This is a genomic window from Thalassobacillus devorans (genome assembly GCF_011761345.1).
Classification (GTDB): Bacteria; Bacillota; Bacilli; order Bacillales; family Halobacillaceae; genus Thalassobacillus; species Thalassobacillus devorans.
Map to the genome: position 1 here is coordinate 266,685 of NZ_JAASRY010000002.1, position 22,777 is coordinate 289,461.

The 22,777-nt window shown below is 42.3% G+C and carries 23 protein-coding genes; 19 read left to right on the forward strand and 4 right to left on the reverse strand.

The genetic code is table 11. The features are described from left to right. Positions 1–43: 43 nt before the first annotated feature. On the reverse strand, positions 44–1,324 hold the full coding sequence (locus tag FHS45_RS08570) for an aconitase X (protein WP_062442017.1): 1,281 nt from the start codon (positions 1,322–1,324) through the stop codon (positions 44–46). A 31-nt stretch (positions 1,325–1,355) separates the two neighbouring features. After that, positions 1,356–1,823, reverse strand: coding sequence for an aconitase X swivel domain-containing protein (locus FHS45_RS20095; RefSeq protein WP_062442014.1), 468 nt, complete (start codon positions 1,821–1,823; stop codon positions 1,356–1,358). 941 nt (positions 1,824–2,764) lie between these two features. Between FHS45_RS20095 and FHS45_RS08575 the strand changes: the two genes are divergently transcribed. From FHS45_RS08575 to FHS45_RS08645, 15 genes are all read left to right on the forward strand, one after another. Then, the gene (locus tag FHS45_RS08575) at positions 2,765–3,517 is read left to right on the forward strand and encodes an IclR family transcriptional regulator (protein WP_062442011.1); all 753 of its coding nucleotides are present in this window, start codon (positions 2,765–2,767) and stop codon (positions 3,515–3,517) included. Positions 3,518–3,729: 212 nt separating this feature from the next. Further along, complete coding sequence (locus FHS45_RS08580) at positions 3,730–4,677, forward strand: sugar kinase (RefSeq protein ID WP_062442009.1); 948 nt, start codon at positions 3,730–3,732, stop codon at positions 4,675–4,677. Positions 4,678–4,690: 13 nt separating this feature from the next. Then, entirely contained in the window at positions 4,691–5,332 is a 642-nt protein-coding gene (locus FHS45_RS08585; RefSeq protein WP_062442007.1) for a bifunctional 4-hydroxy-2-oxoglutarate aldolase/2-dehydro-3-deoxy-phosphogluconate aldolase, read from the forward strand. 2 nt (positions 5,333–5,334) lie between these two features. Then, positions 5,335–6,483 (forward strand): galactonate dehydratase, encoded by a 1,149-nt coding sequence (dgoD, locus tag FHS45_RS08590; RefSeq protein ID WP_062442004.1) that lies wholly within the window; start codon positions 5,335–5,337, stop codon positions 6,481–6,483. 199 nt (positions 6,484–6,682) lie between these two features. Further along, a complete protein-coding gene (locus tag FHS45_RS08595; protein WP_148350184.1) occupies positions 6,683–7,705 on the forward strand; it encodes a LacI family DNA-binding transcriptional regulator in 1,023 nt (340 codons plus the stop codon). After that, entirely contained in the window at positions 7,702–8,652 is a 951-nt protein-coding gene (locus tag FHS45_RS08600) for a sugar kinase (RefSeq protein WP_062441999.1), read from the forward strand. Before FHS45_RS08595 ends, FHS45_RS08600 begins: the two co-directional genes overlap by 4 nt. Next, on the forward strand, positions 8,653–8,820 hold the full coding sequence (locus FHS45_RS08605) for a hypothetical protein (RefSeq protein ID WP_166761392.1): 168 nt from the start codon (positions 8,653–8,655) through the stop codon (positions 8,818–8,820). A 15-nt stretch (positions 8,821–8,835) separates the two neighbouring features. Beyond that, positions 8,836–9,846: an ureidoglycolate dehydrogenase gene (gene allD / locus FHS45_RS08610; RefSeq protein ID WP_062441997.1), complete on the forward strand. Its 1,011-nt coding sequence runs from the start codon at positions 8,836–8,838 to the stop codon at positions 9,844–9,846. 59 nt (positions 9,847–9,905) lie between these two features. Further along, positions 9,906–10,904: a TRAP transporter substrate-binding protein gene (locus FHS45_RS08615; RefSeq protein ID WP_062441993.1), complete on the forward strand. Its 999-nt coding sequence runs from the start codon at positions 9,906–9,908 to the stop codon at positions 10,902–10,904. Between the two features lie 67 nt (positions 10,905–10,971). Next, on the forward strand, positions 10,972–11,457 hold the full coding sequence (locus tag FHS45_RS08620) for a TRAP transporter small permease (RefSeq protein WP_062441991.1): 486 nt from the start codon (positions 10,972–10,974) through the stop codon (positions 11,455–11,457). After that, positions 11,454–12,728: a TRAP transporter large permease gene (locus FHS45_RS08625; RefSeq protein WP_062441988.1), complete on the forward strand. Its 1,275-nt coding sequence runs from the start codon at positions 11,454–11,456 to the stop codon at positions 12,726–12,728. Before FHS45_RS08620 ends, FHS45_RS08625 begins: the two co-directional genes overlap by 4 nt. Positions 12,729–12,746: 18 nt before the next feature. Further along, positions 12,747–13,763, forward strand: coding sequence for a zinc-binding alcohol dehydrogenase family protein (locus FHS45_RS08630; protein WP_062441986.1), 1,017 nt, complete (start codon positions 12,747–12,749; stop codon positions 13,761–13,763). Between the two features lie 40 nt (positions 13,764–13,803). Continuing rightward, on the forward strand, positions 13,804–14,877 hold the full coding sequence (gene uxuA / locus FHS45_RS08635; protein ID WP_062441983.1) for a mannonate dehydratase: 1,074 nt from the start codon (positions 13,804–13,806) through the stop codon (positions 14,875–14,877). Position 14,878: 1 nt separating this feature from the next. Then, a complete protein-coding gene (locus tag FHS45_RS08640) occupies positions 14,879–15,727 on the forward strand; it encodes an SDR family oxidoreductase (RefSeq protein WP_062441979.1) in 849 nt (282 codons plus the stop codon). Positions 15,728–15,754: 27 nt separating this feature from the next. Next, positions 15,755–16,405, forward strand: a complete 651-nt coding sequence (locus tag FHS45_RS08645; RefSeq protein WP_062441976.1) for a bifunctional 4-hydroxy-2-oxoglutarate aldolase/2-dehydro-3-deoxy-phosphogluconate aldolase — start codon at positions 15,755–15,757, stop codon at positions 16,403–16,405. Positions 16,406–16,599: 194 nt separating this feature from the next. Here the strand turns inward: FHS45_RS08645 and FHS45_RS08650 are convergent, their stop codons facing one another. Further along, entirely contained in the window at positions 16,600–17,100 is a 501-nt protein-coding gene (locus tag FHS45_RS08650) for a sigma-70 family RNA polymerase sigma factor (RefSeq protein WP_062441973.1), read from the reverse strand. Positions 17,101–17,467: 367 nt separating this feature from the next. Next, positions 17,468–17,878, reverse strand: coding sequence for a GtrA family protein (locus FHS45_RS08655; protein ID WP_371872030.1), 411 nt, complete (start codon positions 17,876–17,878; stop codon positions 17,468–17,470). Between the two features lie 219 nt (positions 17,879–18,097). Between FHS45_RS08655 and FHS45_RS08660 the strand changes: the two genes are divergently transcribed. The 4 genes from FHS45_RS08660 to FHS45_RS08675 all read left to right on the forward strand — a co-directional run bounded on the left by FHS45_RS08660 (position 18,098) and on the right by FHS45_RS08675 (position 22,760). Next, on the forward strand, positions 18,098–19,021 hold the full coding sequence (locus FHS45_RS08660) for an ATP-grasp domain-containing protein (RefSeq protein WP_062441968.1): 924 nt from the start codon (positions 18,098–18,100) through the stop codon (positions 19,019–19,021). Between the two features lie 369 nt (positions 19,022–19,390). Next, the gene (locus FHS45_RS08665; RefSeq protein ID WP_062441965.1) at positions 19,391–20,113 is read left to right on the forward strand and encodes a GntR family transcriptional regulator; all 723 of its coding nucleotides are present in this window, start codon (positions 19,391–19,393) and stop codon (positions 20,111–20,113) included. A 74-nt stretch (positions 20,114–20,187) separates the two neighbouring features. Next, on the forward strand, positions 20,188–21,324 hold the full coding sequence (gene ald, locus FHS45_RS08670) for an alanine dehydrogenase (RefSeq protein WP_062441963.1): 1,137 nt from the start codon (positions 20,188–20,190) through the stop codon (positions 21,322–21,324). A gap of 74 nt (positions 21,325–21,398) precedes the next feature. After that, entirely contained in the window at positions 21,399–22,760 is a 1,362-nt protein-coding gene (locus FHS45_RS08675; protein ID WP_181949522.1) for an aminotransferase, read from the forward strand. The last annotated feature ends 17 nt before the right edge of the window (positions 22,761–22,777 follow it).

Below are 22,777 nucleotides of genomic sequence, written 5' to 3' on the forward strand. Positions count from 1 at the left end.
TAAAATAGGCACCTTCTCCATCGAGAAGGTGCCTATTTATATTTCATGTATCATTGTTTCTTTGTAACCATTTTGGTTCAGAAACTTGAGGTTTTCCGGAGATTGCAGTACGAACGCAATCCTCTATGCTTCCAAAATAAACGTTACAATCTACTAGTCCTGGAGCGTAGTGGGCATATTTTGCTGAATTTGTCATGATGGTTTGTGTATGTTCAGGAATAACTGGTCTTTCAATCATACACCAACAAGTATCTGTAATGAATGTCGCTCCAAACCTTTCCACTTCATCTGTTAACCCTTGCTTTCTAGCTTCCTCATAGACATATCTGCTTGTTGTAATCAATACGTTAACATCTGGATGCTTACGTTTACCACGGCAAATATCAGCGAGTTTCCAACATTCCGAAATGGAAAAGTGCGGATTACCAAAGGCTATAAGGTCAATTTTCTGATCGTTTGCTGTATTCAGCTCTCTCCAGGTATTTTGCAATTCTTCCATGGTTACTTTCCAGTGTTCCTTAGGAGGTTTATGACCCAGTGCCTCCTCCACGGTTGGTGCTTCTGGTGTAACTTCTACTATATGAAACATTCCTACAGCTCCTGATGTAGCACCAGCTGCACCGAATGCCTTTAAGTCATCGTGAGTAGGTTTGTAGTTGAGCCCATGAACCACTGGAACTTGAGACTCTACTTTCCCGCCCACTAAGTACCCTAACACTGGAAAAAAAGAATCATCTACATGGTCGAGTTTTGGCAAATCAACTAACACATCTCCTAAACGCTCTTCATCTAAGTGATACCCCGATAACGGGGCTCTCCCTGTTAGTGCAGCACATATATCCATAAAATCAGGATAGCGGTTAGTTCTTGCTCCAATCACACTATTGGCAAAAACTACTGCATTGGACTCTGCCCAAGCAATATGTTCTCCGAACTTTGGCTTGTCAGGCAACTGATAAGGGGAACAAGTGAAAGATGGTTTTGCCCCCATTTCAACGTATGCTTGGGCTAACTGATTAGCTAACTCTGCAAAAGTTGGATCGACACCCTGTTTTTCCCACCTTTGCTGGTCAACGGAGATGGAGTTCAGCGTTGTTGGAACAGAAACTTCCCCTTTTAAATTAGCTAATGTTTCTGCGAATTTAAGACTGGCCTCACCTGTATAAATACAACCGTCAATATGGGCCTGAGAAATATCAATTAGCTGTTTTGCTTTTTGTACTTCAGCCATTCTTACAATAATTTGCATAGCGATTTGTTTGGCCTTACCTTCTTTTCCTTCTAAAAGACGTTTATCCCACTCTGATAATTTAATGTTCGACACATCTAGCACCACCCATGTTTTGGATTAATTATTAATGATTGATGAATACTTTTCCATATTCATTGACTTTTATATAGCTTGCTTTTTGAGCCAAAGCAAAATCGGGTTCGTTAAGTGCAATGATCGGAAGCTTCATTTTAAATATTTCATCTGCCACAATGGCGCCTAATGAGATTATTTCATCTATTTGTTTTAAAATAATAGCACCTGGTGAATTGTTCGAATAGATGGCCTGAAGTAGAACCATACTCCCAGTACAAGAACCTCGTCCGCCAGGCAAGACAAAAACCTTTCCAGTCAGATTCTCACCGTAAAGTGGGTGATGGTGATCAATAATATCACCCGTTTCAGAATTGTACCCTCCCCAAAAACTTAAGGGGACATCCGTTGCAATAACCTCTCCTTCTCCTTTTCCTGCGACGATAACGTTTCCTGTTATATGTTTTGACTGATTCAACGGCTCCACCGATTCATCCTTAAGTTCATTATTGTTATCCATTATGGATCCCCACCTTTTAGATGATTTTAAAGATTGCTTGAATTTTACATATTCGCTTGCTTAAAGAGAATGTTTTTCACTCTCTGTGACTTGCGCTTACAATTTCCTTCTATGGGATTTTTTCTTTTATTTCTACCTTTTCATGAAATCAGTTATGGAAAATCTATTATGCTATTATAGTTTGCAAGTATCGTGCCAATCGTTAAGATGCATGATTTTATATTATTTCTTTTTGAGATATAAGGTAAGGGTGTATGATTTTTTTAAAAAGTGTTTATAAATACATTGTTTTTTAACCCATGTGCTTTAAATAAAATGCACCATTACTAATGCTGAAAGGGTTGTTTACTGGAATCAAGCGGAAGAGAAAATGTATGGGTTTAAATAAAACGAGATAGTAGTAGAGAGATAGAAGCTTCTGATTCCCCTCAGAAAGATGTACTGACAAACTTATTAATAAACGCATCGGTTTAAGTAATATCAAGCCCTAACCCCACCCCGGAGCCCGCCAATATTTGGAGGGCTCCGGGGTGGGGTTTATAGACTCTCTCGGTTGGAATAAAGTAAACAGGTGAAATGGGCTTGACTCTCTATCCAAATCTTTATAAAAACGTTGAATCTCTTTTACAGTAATGCGAAGCAGGTTCTTTAAGAAAAAATAGGGAAAACATTTCAACTATGCTGAAGCACGCCGGCGTATTTAATCGAGATAAGGAAGGGAAAGAGGCATTTAATCAAATATTGTGCCATAAAAAGGAAAGGCTGCCTAAGTCTTTCCTTTTTTAACATGTGAGGTTACTCCATAATCTTGTAAAGCTTAATTTGGAAATTTGGTTTATTATAAAGTTGACAGCTTTATGAACGTTATGTAATATGGTAACCACAATGAGGAAAGCGGTTGCGTAATAAGGAACAACTGCTTTTAAAAAAGGTGAATATTAATGATTCAATCCGTTGATCGATCTTTAATAATTTTAGAATATCTTAAACAACACCCAAAAGGTCTGGGAGTTACAGAGATAGCAAATCTTCTAGGGGTGGCTAAAAGTACTGCTCATCGTTTGATCATGACATTAGAAGAGCATGGCTATGTTAAGCAAATGGAGGAAACAAGTGTTTACCGTCTTGGACTAAAATTTTTGGAGATGAGTAATATTGTCGTCGATCAACTGAATGTAGTTGAGCTTGCTCATCCCATCATGGAGAAAATCTCTAAACAGACCGACAAAATATCCCACTTGGTTATGCTTGATGATTTTCAAGTCATCTACATTGATAAAGTGGAGACTCCATCTGCCGTTCGTATCTATTCCCAATTAGGTAGGCGGGCCCCGATTTATTGTACCGGGGTAGGAAAAGCCATAGCTGCTTACTTTGATGAAGCACAATTAAAGCGTTACCTGTCTGAAAACTCTTTTCATAAATTCACCAAAAACACTTATACAGAAGAAAAGGAATTCAAACAGGAGCTCGAGCGAATTAGAAGTAATGGATATTCCGTTGATAATGAAGAGCACGAAGAGGGTATCCGGTGTGTTGCTGTTCCCATATTCGATCATTTAAATAGAGTAAACTATTCCGTTAGTATTACAGGAACTTCCGTGCAAATGACGGACCAACGCATCCAGGAATACCTGCCACTATTAAAAGAATCTGCAAAAGAAATATCAAGTTTACTGGGTTCTGCCCAGTAAATTTTATATTCATATTATGGAACATCGTTCCTTAATAAGGAACGATAGGTGGTATACCTGCCTGAAAACATTTAAAGTCGAAATAAATGAAAGAGAATGACTTTTAAAGAAAGTTTAACTTTGTTAAAGGATTAAAGTATAAGAAAAAACTTAAGCTTTCGCCATAAGGATTTGGCGATAAGCCATGGTAGTTAGTGAGATGAGGTGATTAGATGGATGTGGTTACAATGGGAGAATCTATGGTACTGTTTGCCTCCAAGTCCCAGGGGCTGCTTAGATATGCCAATGATTTTTCCGCAAGAGTTGCAGGGGCAGAATCCAATGTTATGATCGGGCTCTCCAGGCTAGGTCACAAAGCCGGCTGGATTAGTAGAATTGGTAATGATGAATTAGGACAAAAGGTGCGCTCCTTTATACAGGGAGAGGGAGTCGATATAAGTCAGGTGAAAATTGATGAAACGTTCCCGACGGGGATTTTTTTGAAAGAGGCCCTTAGCAGTGAGCGCAGCCGGGTTTATTATTATCGCTCCCATTCGGCCGCCAGTAATATGACAGAAGAAGATATAGCAGAAGACTATATTGCCAATGCCAAATACCTGCATATTACAGGTATTACACCGGCGCTGAGTGATAATTGCTATAAAGCGGTACGCCATGCGATTTCTATTGCTAAGAAACATAAAGTGAAGGTTTGTTTTGACCCTAATTTAAGAAAAAACCTTTGGAATGAGGAGAGAGCGAGACAAGTCTTGCTCGAAATTGCCGGACTGTCCGATATATTTTTACCAGGTATTGATGAAGCTGAGTTTATGTTTGGCGTATCTGACCCCAAGTTGATCGGAGAAAAGGCCTTTCAATTAGGCGTAGGTCTATCCATCATTAAGATTGGAGCTGAAGGAGCCTATTATTTCACAAAAGAAGATAAAGGATTAGTAAAGGGGTCTCCGGTCCAACAGGTCGTTGACCCGGTTGGCGCCGGTGATGGCTTTGCAGCGGGAGTCCTTTCCGGTTTGTTAGATGGACTTAGTCCTAAAGATTCTGTTGAGAGGGGAAACGCTATTGGAGCAATGGTGACCCTTGTGCCAGGAGATGTAGAAGGGCTTCCTGATAGAAATTTATTAGATTCCTATTTTAATAAACAAGAGGATGTCAGTCGTTAGGAGGTATGAGGAAATGAATAATGTATTTAAAAAGATCGAACAGAATAAAGTGATTGCTGTCTTGAGAGGAATAGAGCCAGAGAAAGCATTACCCGCTGCTGAAGCTCTGGTCAATGGCGGGGTTAAAACACTTGAAATCACTGCTGATACTCCGAGGATAGAGGAGTTAATTGCCAAGTTGAATACTAGATTTGATGATGACGTCATTATCGGTGCTGGTACTGTTCTGGATGCTCAATCAGCAGAAAACCTCATCCATGCAGGAGCAAAATTTATATTTTCACCAAATGTTTGTACCGAAACCATCCGTGTGACGAAAGAAAAAGGCGTTATCAGTATCCCGGGAGCCTTAACCCCTACAGAAATTGTTGAAGCTTATCAGGGCGGTGCAGATGCTGTAAAAGTATTCCCGGCGAATGCTCTGGGACCCAATTATTTAAAATCAATCTATGGACCGCTTTCTCACATTCCTCTTGTACCAACAGGAGGGATTAACCAGGAGAACATGCCATCCTATTTTCAAAAAAATGTGATAGCGATTGGGCTGGGCAGCTCACTAGTAAATGCCAATTCGATTAACGATCAAAACAATTACATAGAATTGACAAATAAAGCGAAAGCGTTCATGGCAATAGTAGACAGGAAAGGAGAATAAAAATGAAAATCACATCACTAAAGTTGTATCCGGTGCCACCAAGATGGCTCTTTCTGAAAATTGAAACCGATGAAGGGATTGAAGGATGGGGAGAACCGGTAATTGAAGGAAGAGCAGATACTGTAAAGGCGGCAGTAGAAGAACTAAGCGATTATCTAATCGGTAAAAATCCGCTTCGGATCGAAGACCACTGGCAAGTTATGTACCGTTCAGGATTCTATCGCGGCGGTCCCATCCATATGAGTGCCGTCGCCGGGATCGATCAAGCGTTATGGGACATTAAAGGGAAGTACTATCAGGCGCCAGTCCACGAATTAATGGGTGGTGCATGCCGTGATTCGGTCAGGGTATATTCCTGGATCGGGGGAGACCGGCCAGCGGATGTCGGGACTGCCGCCAGGGAAGCGAAGGACGCTGGTTTTACCGCTATTAAAATGAATGGGACAGAAGAAATGCAATACATCGATTCTTATAAAAAGATCGACGAAGTATTGGAAAGAACTGCTGCGGTAAGAGAAGCTGTGGGGGATGACTTCGGCATCGGCATTGATTTTCACGGAAGGGTCCATAAACCGATGGCAAAAATACTGGCAAAAGAATTGGAGCCTTTCCGCCCGATGTTTATTGAAGAGCCGGTACTTCCTGAAAATAATGAAGCACTTAGGGATATAGCCCGTGTAACGAATATCCCGATCGCAACGGGAGAGAGAATGTATTCGAGATGGGACTTTAAGAAGCTGCTTCAGGATGGATATGTAGACATCATTCAGCCCGATCTTTCTCATGCCGGCGGCATCACTGAATGTAAGAAAATCTTTTCCATGGCGGAGGCGTATGATGTCGCAGTTGCTCCCCATTGTCCGCTTGGACCGATCGCACTTGCCTCATGCCTTCAAGTTGATGCAACAAGCCACAATGTCTTTATCCAGGAGCAGAGCCTTGGAATTCATTACAATAAGGGCAGCGATTTGCTTGACTATCTAACTGATAAATCTGTTTTTGATTATAAAGAGGGGTATGTTGAAAATTTGAAAAACCCAGGTCTTGGTGTTTCGATCAATGAGGAATTTGTGAAGCAGAAGGCAGAAGAGGGGCACCGCTGGAGAAACCCTGTCTGGCGACATAAAGATGGAACGATAGCAGAATGGTAATTAGATTGCACCTTTCCAAATGGTTAGGTGCTTTTTTATTTGTTATCTTGGTACCTTTTTACATATATATAGCCATTAAATAACACAAATTTTTCAATTTTCTATTTTAAAAGCGTTTTCATTATGTTATAGTTCCATTAAACCGGTTTAGTAAACCGATTTAGTAAAACGGTTTTGCAAAAGGATGACTAAAATGCCTATCAACAAAACGACGATCAGCGATGTAGCAAAACACGCTCGAGTATCGAAGAGTACGGTATCCCAATTTATAAATGAGCGATTTGATTACATGAGAGAAGAAACACGGGAAAGAATTGAAAAAGCTATTAAAGAACTAAACTATCAACCTAACAATGTGGCACGAAGCTTAAAACTTAAAAGCACGGCTACGATTGGAGTGGTTGTGGCGAATATTCTTCATTCCTTTTCTACCCAAGTGATACGTGCCATTGAAGATAAGTTAAATGAAAATGATTTTTCAACTATTATTTGTAATGCCGATGATGAACCGGCAAAAGAGAAGAAATATATTGAAACATTGTTAGGGAGACAGGTGGATGGATTGATTGTTTTTCCTACCAGTGGAAACCAGGGGCTCTATAAAAGCCTGGAAGACTCCAATTTTCCTATCGTATTCGTCGACCGTTATGTAAGCGATTTAAATGTTGATACTGTCTTGCTGGATAATGAAAAAGCCATTCATCTGGCGGTGGAACATCTATTAAACAATGGTTATAAAGACATAGCTATATTAACGACCTCACTGGAAAATGCGGTTGTACCCCGGTTAGAACGTATTCAAGGCTATCGGAGTGCGATGGAAAGGTTTGAGCTCCCTTTACGTGAAGACTACATCAAATCCTTGGATCTTTCGGTTATGAAAAACGGGATTTCCAAACTATTTCAGTTAGAAAAGCCGCCACAGGCGATTGTTTCAGGTAATGACTTATCCTTAATGGAATTCTTGAAATATGTGTCCGAACATAATGTGAAAATCGGTGCGGACGTCGGTTTAGTCACCATTGATGAAATCCCATACGCGGGCATTCATAACCCACCCCTCACGACGATTGCGCAGCCAGCCTTTGAAATAGGGGAAAAAGCGGTAGAATTACTGCTTCATAAGTTCGATTCCAATAAACACAATCAGCCTAAGATATATCGCTTTGATCCTTCAATAATTGTTAGAAAGTCATCAGAGAAAGCAGGTGCAAAATTATGAACGATATCATTACCATCGGGGATGCCATGATTACATTTGACCCAAGTTCTACTGGTCCCCTGCGGTTTTCTGATTGTTTTAAGAGGAAGGCAGGAGGAGCTGAATTCAATGTGGCAGTTGGATGTTCCCGACTGGGCCTTAAATCCGGATGGATTGGCCGCCTGGGGAAAGATGAGTTTGGACGATACATATATAACTTTGCCAGAGGGGAAGGCATTGATGTATCTGAGGTCAAGCTGGAAGAAGGTTACCCAACATCCTTGAACTTTAAAGAAATTCAGGCAGACGGGTCGGGGAAAACTTTTTACTATCGACATAAATCACCGACGGAGACATTATTACCTGAGACCTTGAATGAAGCTTACTTTCAATATGCGAAACTGCTTCATATTACAGGGGTATTTCCAGCAATAAGTAAGCAGAATATTCGAGTGATCGATCAGGCTGTTACCTTAGCTCATAAACATGGTGTGAAAATTTCCATGGATCCGAATATTAGATTGAAGCTGTGGAGTAAGGAAGAGGCCCGTGAGACGCTGCTGAAATGGATGCCTTATGTTGATTACTTACTAACTGGCCTTGACGAAGCTGAGTTACTATTCGGTACAAGTGATGTATCGGAACTTATTGAAAAAGCGAAGCAATATAATATTACGCATATGTTCGTCAAGCTTGGAGAAGATGGGTCTCTGCACTGGACGGAAGATGAAATTATCGAAGCCCCAGCGACCAAAGTAGACAAAGTAGCTGATACCGTCGGTGCAGGAGACGGTTTTGATGCTGGTGTGATTTGTGGATTATTAAAAGGCTGGGAGCCAAAACGAATCCTGGAATTTGCCAATACGATTGGAGCCATGGTCGTGGGAGTATATGGAGATAATGAAGGACTGCCGTATTTGGAAGAGGTTTTGGAGAGGCTTGGGGAAAAAGATTCTGTTGTAAGGTAGGTGACAAAGAAGCTTCAAGGGGCCCTCGATCATTTGACTAAATACGAGTGTATTACTATTACTGAGCAGACGTATGAATGTGCCGGTTTTATCGATTTGGGAACCGGGATGCGGGGAAGCATGAAACCCGCTCAGCACTTGGTGAAGAGGAATCATGCTAATTTGTAATGAGAGGGATTGAACATGCCAGATATCATTGTAAAAAAAGATAAATTAAAGTCTTTGGTTATCAAAAAATTAAAGGAAGCAAAGGTAAATGAAGAACACGCTAAGGTTGTTGCTGAGGTATTAGTTCACGCCGACCTTCGTGGGGTAAGTTCACACGGGGTATTGCGTACAGAACATTATGTGAAAAGACTAGGAGAAGGGGGCATGAACCCAAACCCGGAATTCCATACAGAGCAAAAAGGTTCTTCCGCTATCTTATTTGATGGCGATAACGGGATGGGGCATGTGATTACCAGAGAAGCGATGGATCATGCCATCCAGCTATCAAAAGATAACGGCATTGGAATCGTCGGTGTCGTTAACAGCAGTCACTGTGGAGCATTGTCCTATTTTGCACAACAAGCAGCAGAGCAGGATACCATCAGTATGATCGTGACGCATACCGATAGTGCCGTCGTACCTTTTGGGGGAGCTGACTCTTATTTTGGGACAAACCCAATTGCTTACGGGTTTCCAGCAAGTAAACACCGCCCGATTATCTTAGATATGGCAACAAGTAATGTTGCTTTAGGGAAGGTATTGCATGCCAGAGAAACCGGCAAAGAGATTCCGAATAACTGGGGCGTAGATGAAAATGGTACGCCAGTTACCGACCCTGATTTGGTGAAACATTTACTGCCGATTAGTGGGCCTAAAGGTTATGGGTTAGCCCTTGTTGTCGATGTGTTAACAGGCGTGCTGACTGGGTCTGCCTTTGGACCAGGCATTTCCACGATGTATGGGGACTATAAAAACTATCGCCGATTAAGTCACACCATCATAACCATCGATCCAGGATTGTTCATAGATAAAAAAGAATTCATGCAAAACATGGACCAGATGATCGATGAGTTACATGACGTCCAACCAGCAAAAGGTTTTGATTCAGTGCTGGTTCCTGGTGAGCCGGAACAGATGAAAGAAGAAGTAAGAAAAGAGGAAGGAATACCGGTCCCCGAAAGTATTTACAACTATTTGAACACTTAAGTTAAGAGGGAAAACCTCTGCTTTATATTAATCTATTAAAATATGGGAGGATACTTTTCATGAAGAAATTACTAAGCTTTTTGGTTGTATCTGCACTGATTTTGGTTTTAGCAGCTTGTGGCGGTGATGGAGAAGAAGCATCAGGATCTGGAGAGACGATCACTTGGAAAATGGGACACTTATCTAACGAAGATCACCAGTGGCATAAAACAGCGGAGAAGTTTGCTGAACTGGCTAATGAGAAAACAGACGGAAAATTAGAAATCGATATTTATCCTAACGAGCAATTAGGTTCTGAAACTGAGGTTTTAAATGGAATTGAAGCTGGTACCGTCGATATGACGATTTCTGGTGAAACAATGCAGAACTGGGCACCGGAAGCTGCATTAATGGCCGTGCCTTACGCATTTAACGGGCAAGAGCACTTGCAAAAGGTAGTAGAAGGCGAAATTGGTAAAGAAATCGAAACATCTGTGGAAGAAAATGTTGGTGTCACACCACTTTACTATCATATGCGTGCACCAAGAAACTTAACTTCCAATAAACCAATTGAATCACCTGAAGATTTAGGTGGATTTAAGATGCGCGTACCAAACGTACCATTATTTATGGATGCTTGGGAAGCTGCAGGAGCAAGACCACAGGTTATGGACTTCAGTGAAGTATTTACCGGACTGCAACAAGGGGTTATTGATGGTCAGGAAAACCCGGTTGACTTAATTCAAAGTGCTAGTTTTCCTGAAGTACAAGATTATGTAAACGTTACCGAGCACGTATACTCCTGGATTTACGTTGTAGTAGGAAACGAGCAGTTTAATTCACTTGACGAAGATATGCAGGAAGCTGTTAAAGAAGCAGCAGCTGAAGCTCAAGAATATGGTTTGGAACTATATGAAACAGAAACTGCAGAAATTGAGCAGGACCTTAAGGATCAAGGAATGGAATTTGTTGAAGTAGACCAGGAAGCTTTCGGAGAAGCTATGAAGCCAGCTGTGGAAGAAAGCCTGTCAGAAGAACAACTTGAACTTTATCAAAGAATTGTAGAAGCAGGACAATAACAACTTTCCAGGTAACATACCATCCTATTAAAGGGTGGTTTGTTACCCATTATAAAGGGTGAGCAACATGCAGGCAGTTAACATTCTTAGTCGAATACTAAAGCTTTTGACCATTCTCTGTTTTACCGCCCTCGTTATCGTTGTCATCATACAAATCACAGGGCGATACTCCCCGTTTACATTTGTTTGGACAGAGGAGCTTTCACGTTTCTTATTTATCTTTTCCATTGCCTTTGCAGCACCAATAGCGATGGAGCAACGGGAATATGTTCGAGTCGATTTATTCCTGTCCATTCTTCCAAAAAAGGCAAAAAAATATGTAGAGGCATTGATTTACCTTATCGTAGGTTTGTTTTCTGCTTACCTGGTATCTTATGCGTATGAGTTTTCGTTACTAGGTAAAAACCAGGCGTCTGCCACGCTTTCGATTAAAATGTTCTACATTAACTTAAGCATGGTTATATTATTTGCGTTTTTAGCACTGTATAGTTTTATCAATATTTATGCCGTACTCACAGACCAGCACGAAGTGGAAGAAGGTGTTCAACTATGATGGCCACCATATTGTTTGTAACCTTTATCGTTTTAATATTTCTCAGCGTTCCCATTGCGTTTAGTTTAGGGTTATCTTCCCTTGTCTATATTTTGATCGCTGATATTCCGTTAAATGTAATCCCTCAGAAAATGTTCGGGGGTATTAACTCCTTTACGTTACTTTGTATTCCAGGGTTCATTCTGGCAGGGAATTTAATGAATTCCGGTGGTATTACCGAACGAATCATCGACTTTGCAAACAAACTTGTGGGACATATTCGTGGTGGTTTAGGTCTGTCAAACGTTGGGGCATCCATGGGATTTGCCGGCATCACTGGGACAGCACTGGCGGATACTGCGAGCATCGGGTCGGTAATGATCCCCGCGATGAAAAAAGAAGGGTATGATGCTCCTTTTTCAGTAGCTGTAACTTCATCCTCTTCTACTATTGGTCCGATTATCCCGCCTTCGCTTCCAATGATCATCTTAGGAACACTTGCGACGGTATCGATCGGGGATTTATTTATAGCAGGTACGATCCCTGGTCTATTACTTGGACTTAGCTTAATGGCTGTTACTTATATCATTTCGAAAAAGAATAATTATCCTAAAGGCGAACGTCAAAAGTTCTCCGTCATTACCAAATCATTCTTTGGGGCTTTTTGGGCTCTGATGATGACGGTTATCATTTTGTTCGGAATTTTAAGCGGTTACTTTACACCAACTGAAGCATCTATCGTAGCTGTTGTGTATGCCTTACTAGTCGGTATTTTTATCTATCGTGACCTTAAGCTGCATATGCTTCCGAAAATTCTCCTGGATTCTATGGTCAGTACAGCTGGGATTTTGGTTTTAGTTGGAATGGCCAATTTATTTGGATGGATTCTGGTTAGTGAACAAATTCCACAATTGGTAGCAGACTCCATTCTTGCGATATCGGAAAATCCTATTATCGTTATTCTTTTACTTAATGTGTTGCTGTTATTTGTTGGAACGTTTATGGAAACTATTGCAGCGCTTGTCATCTTGTTTCCGGTGTTGCTGCCGGTTGCAATGGAAATTGGAATGGACCCAATACAGTTTGGGGTGTTGATGGTGCTCAACTTAATGATTGGTTTATCTACTCCTCCAGTGGGCGTTTGTTTATTCGTAGCATCCAGTATCGGAAAAGTGTCCTTAGGTCAGGCGTCAAAGGCATTACTGCCATTCTTAGGCGTTAGTTTACTCGTTTTGCTGGCGGTTAGTTTCATTCCAAGTATAACTCTATATTTACCAAGCTTATTTGATTAATAAGAAGGAGGGTTGGTCATGAAAGCAATTCAAGTAAAAGAACCAGGCACCCTGAATGTTGTTGAGATGGAAGAGCCAGCTATTGAGCAATCCAATCAAGTAAAAATACGAATGAAAGCTATGGGGATATGTGGATCTGACATGCACATTCTTCATGGGGAAAATCCTTTTGCCAGCTACCCGCGTGTGATTGGTCATGAAATTGCCGGGGAGGTTGTAGAAACAGGAGATGCTGTTGCCGGCCTGTCCGTAGGGGACAAAGTTGTTGTCGAACCAATGACATCCTGCGGGGAATGCTACGCCTGCCGACAAGGTCGTCCAAACGTTTGTGAAAACGTACAGGTTTACGGCGTACACCGGGAAGGAGGTGGCCGTGAAGTGATGGTCATGCCGGAACACCTCGTCCATAAGTTAAATAATCAATTGGACTGGTCTGAAATTGCCTTGATTGAACCCTTTACAATCGGGGCACAGTCCATCTATCGCGGGCAAGTGCAAGAAGGAGATTATGTCTTCATCATCGGTGCTGGACCTATCGGTTTATGTTGTTTGAAAATGGCAAAGCAAGCCGGTGCTAAGGTCGCGATTTCAGATTTCAATGATCAACGCCTTGATTTTGCCAAAAAATGGGGTACGGATCATGTTATCAATCCGCAACACTCTAAAGTAGAAGAAAAGGTGTTTAACTGGACTGGGGGAATGGGTGCCAATGTTGTCATCGATGCCGTTGGTTTACCGCAGACAGTGGAACAAGCGATAGAAGTGACTTCCGTCGCGGCTAGAGTGGTTTTACTTGGTTTTGATACGAAAATGTCTGAAATTGCTCAAGTAAATATTACCAAGAAAGAGTTAACTATCTGTGGTTCCCGTTTACAAACTCACCGTTTCCCGATAGTGGTTGATTTGTTTAATACGATGGAGTTTGATGTGAAAGATATGGTTAGTCACCAATTTGAATTGAATGAGGCGGAAAAAGCCTTTGAATTAATGGACAATGCTTCACCAGACGTTCGTAAAGTAATTATTAAACTATAAAGCTATTTCATTGGAAGAGGTATGCAAGGAGGCATAGTCTATGAGGATGACGATGCGCTGGTTCGGCGAAGGAAATGACCGAATCCCATTGGATCATATCAAGCAAATCCCAGGAGTTGAAGGTGTTGTCTGGTCCTTACATGATATTCCGGCCGGTGAGGAATGGCCGATGGAACGAATTTCAGAAGTAAAGGAACAGGCGGACCGTCACGGCTTGAATATTGACGTTGTTGAAAGTGTCAATGTGCATGAAGATATCAAGCTTGGTCTACCGACACGGGATAAATATATCGAAAACTACATCAAAACGATTGAAAAACTGGCTAAAGTCGGTGTGAAAGTCATTTGCTATAATTTTATGCCGGTATTTGACTGGACTCGTACCGATTTATTTAAGGAAATGGAAGATGGCTCAACCGCTTTATTTTTTGAGAATGATAAATTGAAAGATATTGAACCGATGGAACTGGTGAATACCATCTCAGAAAACTCCGCTTACACGATGCCTGGCTGGGAGCCGGAAAGACTCTCTGATTTGGCCGATTTATTTGAAAAATATAAGAACGTAACGGAAGAGGACTTATGGGAAAACCTTCAGTATTTCTTAGAAAAGGTGATTCCTGTCGCAAGGGAAAATGATATTAAAATGGGTATCCATCCCGATGATCCGCCATTTTCTGTATTTGGTCTCCCGCGTATTATCACGAATAAGCAAAACCTTGAGAGATTCTTAAAGCTGGTGGATGATCCGTATAACGGTCTCACCCTCTGCAGTGGTTCCTTAGGCGCCAATCCAGAGAACGATGTAGCCGATATGGTCCGTGCGTTTTCTGACCGCATCCATTTTGCACATATTCGTAACGTCAAAACCTATGAAAATGGTGACTTTATTGAAACGTCCCATAGGACTAAGGACGGTTCCGTCGACATCTATGAAATAGTAAAGGCCTATCACGAAATAGGTTTCACTGGTTATGCACGTCCCGATCATGGACGCCATATTTGGGGAGAAGAATGCCGGCCGGGATACGGTCTTTATGATCGTGGATTAGGCATTATGTACTTATGGGGCATTTGGGATTCCCTTCAGCGACTTGAAACAGAGGTGAAATAGCATGCTGACACTGAACGAAAATGTAAAAGGAAAAGTAGCTGTCATTACAGGTGGGAGCGGTGTACTTTGTGGAGCCATGGCTCGGGAACTTGGCCGTCAGGGTGCGAAGGTAGCAGTTTTAAACCGTAATATAGAAGCAGGAAAACAAGTAGAACAGGATATTACCGATGCTGGCGGAGAAGCCTTGGCGGTTTCATGTGATGTTCTAGATGTGGAAAGTGTTCGTGAAGCGGAACAGATCATTACGGAAAAACTAGGCGTATGCGACATATTGATCAATGGAGCCGGCGGAAATCATCCAGACGGAACGACGACAAACGAAACACTGAAGCCAGAGGATTTAGAGAACAATGATATTTCCACGTTCTTTGATATGACAACGGATGGATTTCAATTTGTTTTTAATTTGAATTTAGTCGGAACCTTTATTCCTACGCAAGTCTTTTCGAAAAAAATGATGAATTGTAAGGGAGCAACGATCATTAATATGTCATCGATGAGTGCACCGTCTCCGATGACGAAAGTACCAGCATATAGTGCAGCAAAAGCAGGAATTGAGAACTTTACCCAATGGCTGGCTGTTCATATGGCGGATGTTGGCATCCGTGTTAATGCCATTGCGCCAGGCTTCTTCCTGACAGAGCAAAACCGTAAACTATTGCTGAACGAAGATGGATCTTTAACGGAACGTTCCAATAAAATTATCACTCATACGCCACAACAACGATTCGGTAAACCTGAAGATTTACTTGGGACTCTGCTTTGGCTGGTGGATGAGGAAATGTCAGGATTTGTGACTGGTATTACCGTACCGGTTGATGGTGGATTCATGGCTTATTCCGGTGTGTAACATATTCGGAGTGGAAAGGAGTTTAACATGAGTAATGAAGTAGCGTTAAATCAGCTAGTGTCATCGGGAATTGTGGCGGTCGTGCGAAAAGTAGATCCAAATAAGGTGTATCACGTCGTCCAGGCATTTGTCGATGGCGGCGTATCAAGCATTGAAATCACCATGGAATCCGAAGGGGCTGTACGGGTTATTCGTGAGCTCAAGGAACGCTATGGGGATACGGTGTTAGTTGGAGCCGGAACGGTATTAAATAAGGACCAGGCGAGAGAAGCAATCGACGCAGGATCTGACTTTGTTTTCGCCCCAACCTTAGATAAGGAAACGATTGAATACACCAGAAGCCAGGGAGTAATAATGATTCCAGGTGTATTTACACCAACCGAAATCTATCAGGCTTATCAATGGGGAGCAAATATGGTGAAAGTATTCCCAGCGACCGTAGTTGGACCTCAATTTTTCAAAGATGTCAACGGTCCGCTTGGCCATATTCCGAAAATGCCAACCGGAGGAATCAATCTCGATAACCTGGGCGACTTTTTGAGAGCTGGTGCCGTTGCAGCTGGTATCGGTGGTTCTCTTGTGAATAAAGCAATGATTGATCAAGAGGATTGGCAAGGGTTGAAAGAATTAGCCCGGGAGTATGTAGATAAAGTTGCCGAGGTGCGTTCGGAGAAATAATCGATTATGTGAAAGAGCCTTCTGATTGGGAGGCTCTTTTTTTGTGAAAGGGTATGGCAGTGCCTCTTCCTAGTTAGGGAAAGGCACGATTTAACTACTAACATCTCAATTTTTCCCAGCACAACGGTGGTGGGATCTTTCTTTGCAATCACTGCATAAGATAGATCCTCTAAGATGAAAAACTTAACCCATTATTATTCAATTACTACCAACCATTTTAATTTTTTCTTCGCTTCTCTTCCCCAGTTCTTCACAGCATCCACAGTAGTGTTTTCTTTCTTCGCAATCTCCGCATAAGAAAGATCCTCAATGATGTAATACTTCATCCATTTCCATTGTTTTTCTGTCAATTCTTTCTGAATAGCGTTCCAAAAATAGCAGTCTTCCGGATAATCATACGTGCTGTTTTCTTCTACAGTGGCGTGCTGATCCACATAATTCTTCTCGTTCTCTGCTGCTTTGGAATGCTTGCGGATCAGATCGATGAAGCGGTGGTGGATTTTATAGTTGGCGAGCTGACGGAATGTTCCTCGTGATGGGTCGTATGTCTGGCAGGCTTCCCAGAGTGTGATGCAGCCTTCCTGGTAGAATTCCTGCTCCGGGTCGTTGATATGTAGCTTGTGGATATGGTAGTGGATCATGTTGTCGTATTGCTTCAATACTTCTTCAAATGGCTGGTCTAACAGATTCGACATGGTTATTCTCGTTTCGAGAACCGGTTCTGCAGTTATTAGATATCTACTACTATTATCTGAAGTTGGGTGTCGATTGGTGTTATAGAAAATCAAAAAAATTTGAATGGAAGCGGAGGTTATAGCTGGATGTTAAGGTGGATAAGAATTATGACGAAAGGTGTGGGGGAGAGGACGATTTGTAATAATAGGGTTCCTGGTCGAAGTAAGCGGGCCAGGTTCAGGCACCCTGGCAGGCGGGAAGGCGCTTGATGTCAGCACCTGGATCGGCATTTAAGGAAGAAGATTTTTTTTACGAAAGTTTCCTGGAATACATAGTATTGTTATGTTGGGACTGTTTCAGGACATTCTTTGCATGACTGTTCACGCCTTACCTCTTCATAATTTTACTTGTTACGATGAATGTTATCGGTACGGTGAAAATGACCGCGGCAAGCGGAGCGATATTTCCGTTGATGTGAAGGAGGTCGACAAACAAATAGATCAACAGGGAAGACACTGACATATTGACCACCTGGGTGAAAGGGAACATCAGAAATTTAGATAGCGTTGGTTTAACCTTATAGGTGAAATACACGTTCAGGAAAAAGGAAAGGACCATGCTTATGAAAAAGGAAAGGATATGGGAAGAAAGATAATGCCACCCGATCAGGTTATAAAAAAGTACATAGAAAAGATAGTAATTCGCCGTATTAAGTGCGCCGACGATGACGAACCTGGTGAATTCATTATTCCACTTTTTCACAACAAGCGTTTTCTGTAACTGACTTCCTTTGATCACAATCATCCCTCTTCCCAATGCTTTCTTTCACTAAATAATGAGGCATTTCTATATAAATTCTGCCCACATATTCTACGATTACACATAGCTCACCAGCTGCAGCTTGCTTTGAAGAATATTACGCTTCCTAACAGTTCTTTAAACCGACTAAAATGATCGGTTATACATGTTATAATGGGAGGTGCGTAAGTTCTGTTAAAGGAAGAAAGGAGTCAAATAATGGCTAAGATATATGTATTACATGAAAACGATGAATGGACGGACCATCTGACTAAGCGACTGGAGGAATTGAATCTGCCATTTGAATTATGGCATTTGCATGAAGGGACGATTGATTTATCTTCGGTACCGCCGGAAGGGATCTTTTATAACCGCATGAGTGCCTCCTCTCATACAAGGGGCCACCGATATGCACCAGAATTTGCTGAGGCTGTCTTGGCCTGGCTTGAAAGGCATGGAAGAACCGTGTTAAATGGAAGCCGTGCTTTACGGCTGGAAGTTAGTAAAGTCAATCAGTATATGGCTTTGGATCAACAGGGAATTAGAACTCCTAAAACGATAGCTTCTGTAGGAAAAGAAAATATATTGGCAGCAGCCGAAACACTGAACCTGGCTCCGTTCATAACGAAGCATAATCGTGCAGGCAAGGGGCAGGGCGTCAAATTGTTTCATTCCGTGGAAGCACTGAAAGAATATACACAAGGGGAGGCATTTGAATCCCCTATCGATGGCATCACGCTAATACAACAATATATTGAAGCACCAGAGCCGTATATTGTACGTCATGAATTTATCGGAGGTAAATTCTTATATGCGGTGAAAATCGATACATCGGAAGGGTTTGAACTTTGCCCGGCAGACGCTTGCAAAATTGATGATAATAACAATCAACCGGAAACGAGCGGGGAGAAATTTCAAATACTCGAAGGTTATAATCATCCGGTCATTCCTCAATACGAGGCATTTTTACAGGAGAATGGAATCGATGTAGCCGGTATCGAAGCCATCCAGGATAAGGAGGGAAATCTCTATACGTATGATGTAAATACGAATACGAACTATAATTCCGATGCGGAATCTGTTGCTGGGGTGTATGGCATGCTGGAATTAGCAAGGTACCTAGGAGAACAGTTGAATAAATAAGGCTTTCTCTCCGGCTGTTGACAAATGATCAGCAGCCGGAGTTTATTGTCTTCAAACTAACCACCAATATGCACATGTGATCTTTTTCATCTTCACTCACATACGCTAACTGCTACATGATTCGCCCCCAGCATACTAGCTGGCCAACGCTCATTAAATTTTTCTATGGCACTTATTGATTTTTTGAAGACTTTAATTTTTCTGAATTTATTGAAAACCAGAGGGCAATATGCTTATACTTGACTTGTATTAGATAAGCCAAAAAACGTCATAAGGAATTATGAAGGAGGCTGATAGATGTCAAATAAGAATATCTAATCAACAAAAACTACTTCATCAAGAGTAATCAAGAAAAGTGAGGTCATTCCCATGTTTTTAGATCAGTCGAACCCCGTTCCTCTTCATATTCAATTAAAAGAAATATTGGAGAAAAAGATATTTGATGGAGAGTATCAGGCTAAAGTTCCCAGTGAAAGAGAATTTATGGAGCAATTTTCGGTCAGTCGCAGTACTGTACGAGAAGCCATCAATTTACTGGTGCGCGAAGGAGTGCTGGAAAAGAAGCACGGGAAAGGTACATTTGTTTCCTTTAAGCCGATTCAAGATTGGCTGGGAGCATTAAGCAGTACAACCGAGACCATCCGTAATATGGGGATGAAACCAGGTGCGAAACTGCTCGACCATGGAGTCATTGAGCCCGCCCCGGCAATTGTGGAGACGACGGGGCTTGAAACGGCATACTTTATCAAGCGTATCCGTTATGCCGATGACATTCCGATAGCGATCGAGAACCAATACTATCCCGTCGATATTGGTACCATGCTGGCTAACTACGACATTGATAAAGGAACCTTATATGATTTGCTGGAGAAAAAGCTGGGCATTCACTTTGCTGATGCAAAACAGAATATTTCAGGCGGATGTTTCCAGGAGGCCGATGCAGAACACTTAGGAATAACCTCCGATATTTGTGCCTTAATGATTCACCGTATGATTTATGATCAGGAAGGAAGCCTGATTGAATATCAGGAAGGGTTTTATCGCTCTGATATGTACTCTTTTTCCATCAATTTATCCAGAAAAAACAGCTAAGGATATTTTATTCTTTTAACTGGTCCGAACCACCGGACGTCTGAATGACTTAGTTAGTAAAAGGAGGGTATGCAATGATAATTGGTGTGCCAAAGGAAATAAAAAATAATGAAAATCGAGTGGCTATAACTCCTGCTGGTGTTACTGCTTATAAACAGGCAGGGCATGAAGTCTGGGTGGAATCGACTGCAGGAATCGGCAGCGGTATTTCTGATCATGCTTATGAAGAGGCAGGGGCGAAGGTCGTCTCTACCCCAAAGGAAGCCTGGGCTGCTGAGATGGTTTTGAAAGTGAAGGAGCCGCAACCGGAAGAATATCAGTATTTTTATGAAGGACTCATCTTATTCACCTACTTACATCTTGCCGCTGAAGAAGAATTGACACTGGAGCTCCTCGACAAGAAAGTGACAGCCGTCGCCTATGAAACGATCCAGCTGGAAAACGGGTCGCTTCCATTGCTTACACCGATGAGCGAAGTAGCAGGACGGATGTCCGTTCAAATCGGGGCTCATTTTCTTGAAAAGCTGAATGGAGGAAAAGGTACCCTTCTAGGTGGAGTCCCTGGGGTGAAGCCGGGAAAGGTAGCTATTCTTGGCGGTGGTGTGGTAGGGACGAACGCCGCCAAGATGGCAATTGGTCTGGGTGCCGATGTGACCTTGCTGGATATCAACGCCACCCGGCTGCGCGAGCTGGATAATGAATTTCATGGCAGGCTCGGTACTGTAATGTCCAATGAGTTCAACATTGCAGAAGCTGTCGCATCTGCGGACCTTCTGATCGGCGCTGTTTTAATCCCCGGTGCCCGCGCTCCACGTCTGGTGTCTGAGGACATGGTAAAAACAATGATGAAAGGCTCGGTCATTGTAGATGTTGCCATCGACCAGGGGGGATCGATCGCAACCGCCAATCAGATTTCCACCCACGATCAGCCGACGTATGAAAAGCATGGAGTTGTTCATTACGCGGTTGCGAATATCCCTGGCGCTGTATCCCGGACGTCCACCTATGCGTTGACAAATGTGACGACTCAGTATGGTGTGCTGCTGGCTAACAAGGGTGTTATACAAGCAGCACAGGTAAATGGTTCTGTCGCAAAAGGGATTAACACTTGGAATGGAAAAGTGACACATCCTGCAGTAGCAGATGCTTTGAGACTCCCATACCAGTCTTTGGAACATAGTCTGGATGGCTACGCTGTCGTTTCTTCCTAATGGTTATTGGAGATGAGTGCTGATGTTGAGATGAATGTCCTATCGTAATCATACGTATAAAGGAGATGGGTGCCATGAAAGTGGAAATGGAAAAGGTAAGTCTGTTAGAAAAAGATTCGCAGTACCTTTGGCATGCGATGCACCGCTATAAGGAGAATCAACCGGGCATGGTCGCCGATAAAGGGGAAGGCGCATGGTTCATCGATGTGGATGGGAAGAAATATATGGATGGGGTATCTGGTCTATGGTGTTTGAATCTGGGGCACGGACGTCAGGAAATCATTAATGCGGCATCAGAACAGATGAAAGAACTTTCCTATTCTCCGCTTACGTTCGGTCATGGACCGGCGATTGAATTAGCCGCTAAGATCAGTGATTTGCTGGGGGGATCCTATCGAACCTTTTTTGCTAACAGTGGTTCGGAAGCGAATGAATGCGCCTTCAAAATTGCCCGTCAATACCATAACCAAAACGGAAATCCAGGTAAATATAAATTCATTTCCAGGTATCGGGCCTACCACGGGACTACCTTAGGGGCTCTGAGCGCAACGGCACAGGCGAACCGGAGGATGAAATATGACCCCGGTGTTCCGGGTTTCCTCCATACACCGCCACCGTACAGTTATAGGAGCATTTTTGGCACTGACGACCCAGAGCAAAGTGATTTGATGACAGCTGAAATGCTCGACCAGATGATTACTTGGGAAGGAGCCGAAACGGTAGCCGGTGTAATCATGGAACCTTTCATTTCTGGTGGAGGGGTAATCATTCCATCAATATCTTATATCCAGAAAGTAACTGAAATCTGCAAGAAACATGATGTACTTTTAATTATGGACGAAGTGGTTTCCGGTTTCGGTCGTACCGGTAAGATGTTTGGCTTCATGCATGCGGATGGGGTTCAGCCGGACATTGTAACGATGGCCAAAGGCTTAACTAGCGGGTATTTACCGCTGGGAGCTACGGCAGTCAAATCTGAAATCTATGAAAAATTTAAGGAAGCAGGCGATCATAACCATTTCCGCCATGTCTCCACCTACGGGGGACACCCAGCCTCCTGCGCAGTCGCATTGAAAAACATTGAAATTATTGAACGTGAAGGCATCGTAGAACGTGTAAACAAGCTAGGTGAGACTATCCTGGGTGAAATGAAAGGATTAATTGAACATGAAAACGTGGGAGAGGTTCGGAATATCGGTTTCCTGTATGGAATTGAAATGGTAGAAAACAAAACTACCAAAAAACCGGCAGCCGATCATTTGATTAACCCGGTCCTTCAAGCCTGTAAGGAAAAAGGGCTGATTATCGGTAGAAATGGCGATACCGTCCCAGGCTACAATAATGTACTCATCATCGCTCCTCCATTGTCCTCAACAGAAGATGATCTGAAGTTTTTAGTGAACACAGTTATAGACGCTTTTTTTAAGCAGAAATAACGCTGCCTATTGGCTTT

Bases quoted from the DNA above. Each gene is read 5' to 3' on its own strand.
- FHS45_RS08615 (WP_062441993.1), top strand. From the start codon at position 9,906: ATGAAGAAATTACTAAGCTTTTTGGTTGTATCTGCACTGATTTTGGTT.
- FHS45_RS08665 (WP_062441965.1), top strand. From the start codon at position 19,391: ATGTTTTTAGATCAGTCGAACCCCGTTCCTCTTCATATTCAATTAAAA.
- ald (WP_062441963.1), top strand. From the start codon at position 20,188: ATGATAATTGGTGTGCCAAAGGAAATAAAAAATAATGAAAATCGAGTG.
- FHS45_RS08580 (WP_062442009.1), top strand. From the start codon at position 3,730: ATGGATGTGGTTACAATGGGAGAATCTATGGTACTGTTTGCCTCCAAG.
- FHS45_RS08625 (WP_062441988.1), top strand. From the start codon at position 11,454: ATGATGGCCACCATATTGTTTGTAACCTTTATCGTTTTAATATTTCTC.
- FHS45_RS08645 (WP_062441976.1), top strand. From the start codon at position 15,755: ATGAGTAATGAAGTAGCGTTAAATCAGCTAGTGTCATCGGGAATTGTG.
- FHS45_RS08660 (WP_062441968.1), top strand. From the start codon at position 18,098: ATGGCTAAGATATATGTATTACATGAAAACGATGAATGGACGGACCAT.
- uxuA (WP_062441983.1), top strand. From the start codon at position 13,804: ATGAGGATGACGATGCGCTGGTTCGGCGAAGGAAATGACCGAATCCCA.
- FHS45_RS08600 (WP_062441999.1), top strand. From the start codon at position 7,702: ATGAACGATATCATTACCATCGGGGATGCCATGATTACATTTGACCCA.
- FHS45_RS08575 (WP_062442011.1), top strand. From the start codon at position 2,765: ATGATTCAATCCGTTGATCGATCTTTAATAATTTTAGAATATCTTAAA.
- FHS45_RS20095 (WP_062442014.1), bottom strand. From the start codon at position 1,823: ATGGATAACAATAATGAACTTAAGGATGAATCGGTGGAGCCGTTGAAT.
- FHS45_RS08585 (WP_062442007.1), top strand. From the start codon at position 4,691: ATGAATAATGTATTTAAAAAGATCGAACAGAATAAAGTGATTGCTGTC.
- FHS45_RS08630 (WP_062441986.1), top strand. From the start codon at position 12,747: ATGAAAGCAATTCAAGTAAAAGAACCAGGCACCCTGAATGTTGTTGAG.
- FHS45_RS08675 (WP_181949522.1), top strand. From the start codon at position 21,399: ATGAAAGTGGAAATGGAAAAGGTAAGTCTGTTAGAAAAAGATTCGCAG.
- dgoD (WP_062442004.1), top strand. From the start codon at position 5,335: ATGAAAATCACATCACTAAAGTTGTATCCGGTGCCACCAAGATGGCTC.
- FHS45_RS08620 (WP_062441991.1), top strand. From the start codon at position 10,972: ATGCAGGCAGTTAACATTCTTAGTCGAATACTAAAGCTTTTGACCATT.
- allD (WP_062441997.1), top strand. From the start codon at position 8,836: ATGCCAGATATCATTGTAAAAAAAGATAAATTAAAGTCTTTGGTTATC.
- FHS45_RS08640 (WP_062441979.1), top strand. From the start codon at position 14,879: ATGCTGACACTGAACGAAAATGTAAAAGGAAAAGTAGCTGTCATTACA.
- FHS45_RS08650 (WP_062441973.1), bottom strand. From the start codon at position 17,100: ATGTCGAATCTGTTAGACCAGCCATTTGAAGAAGTATTGAAGCAATAC.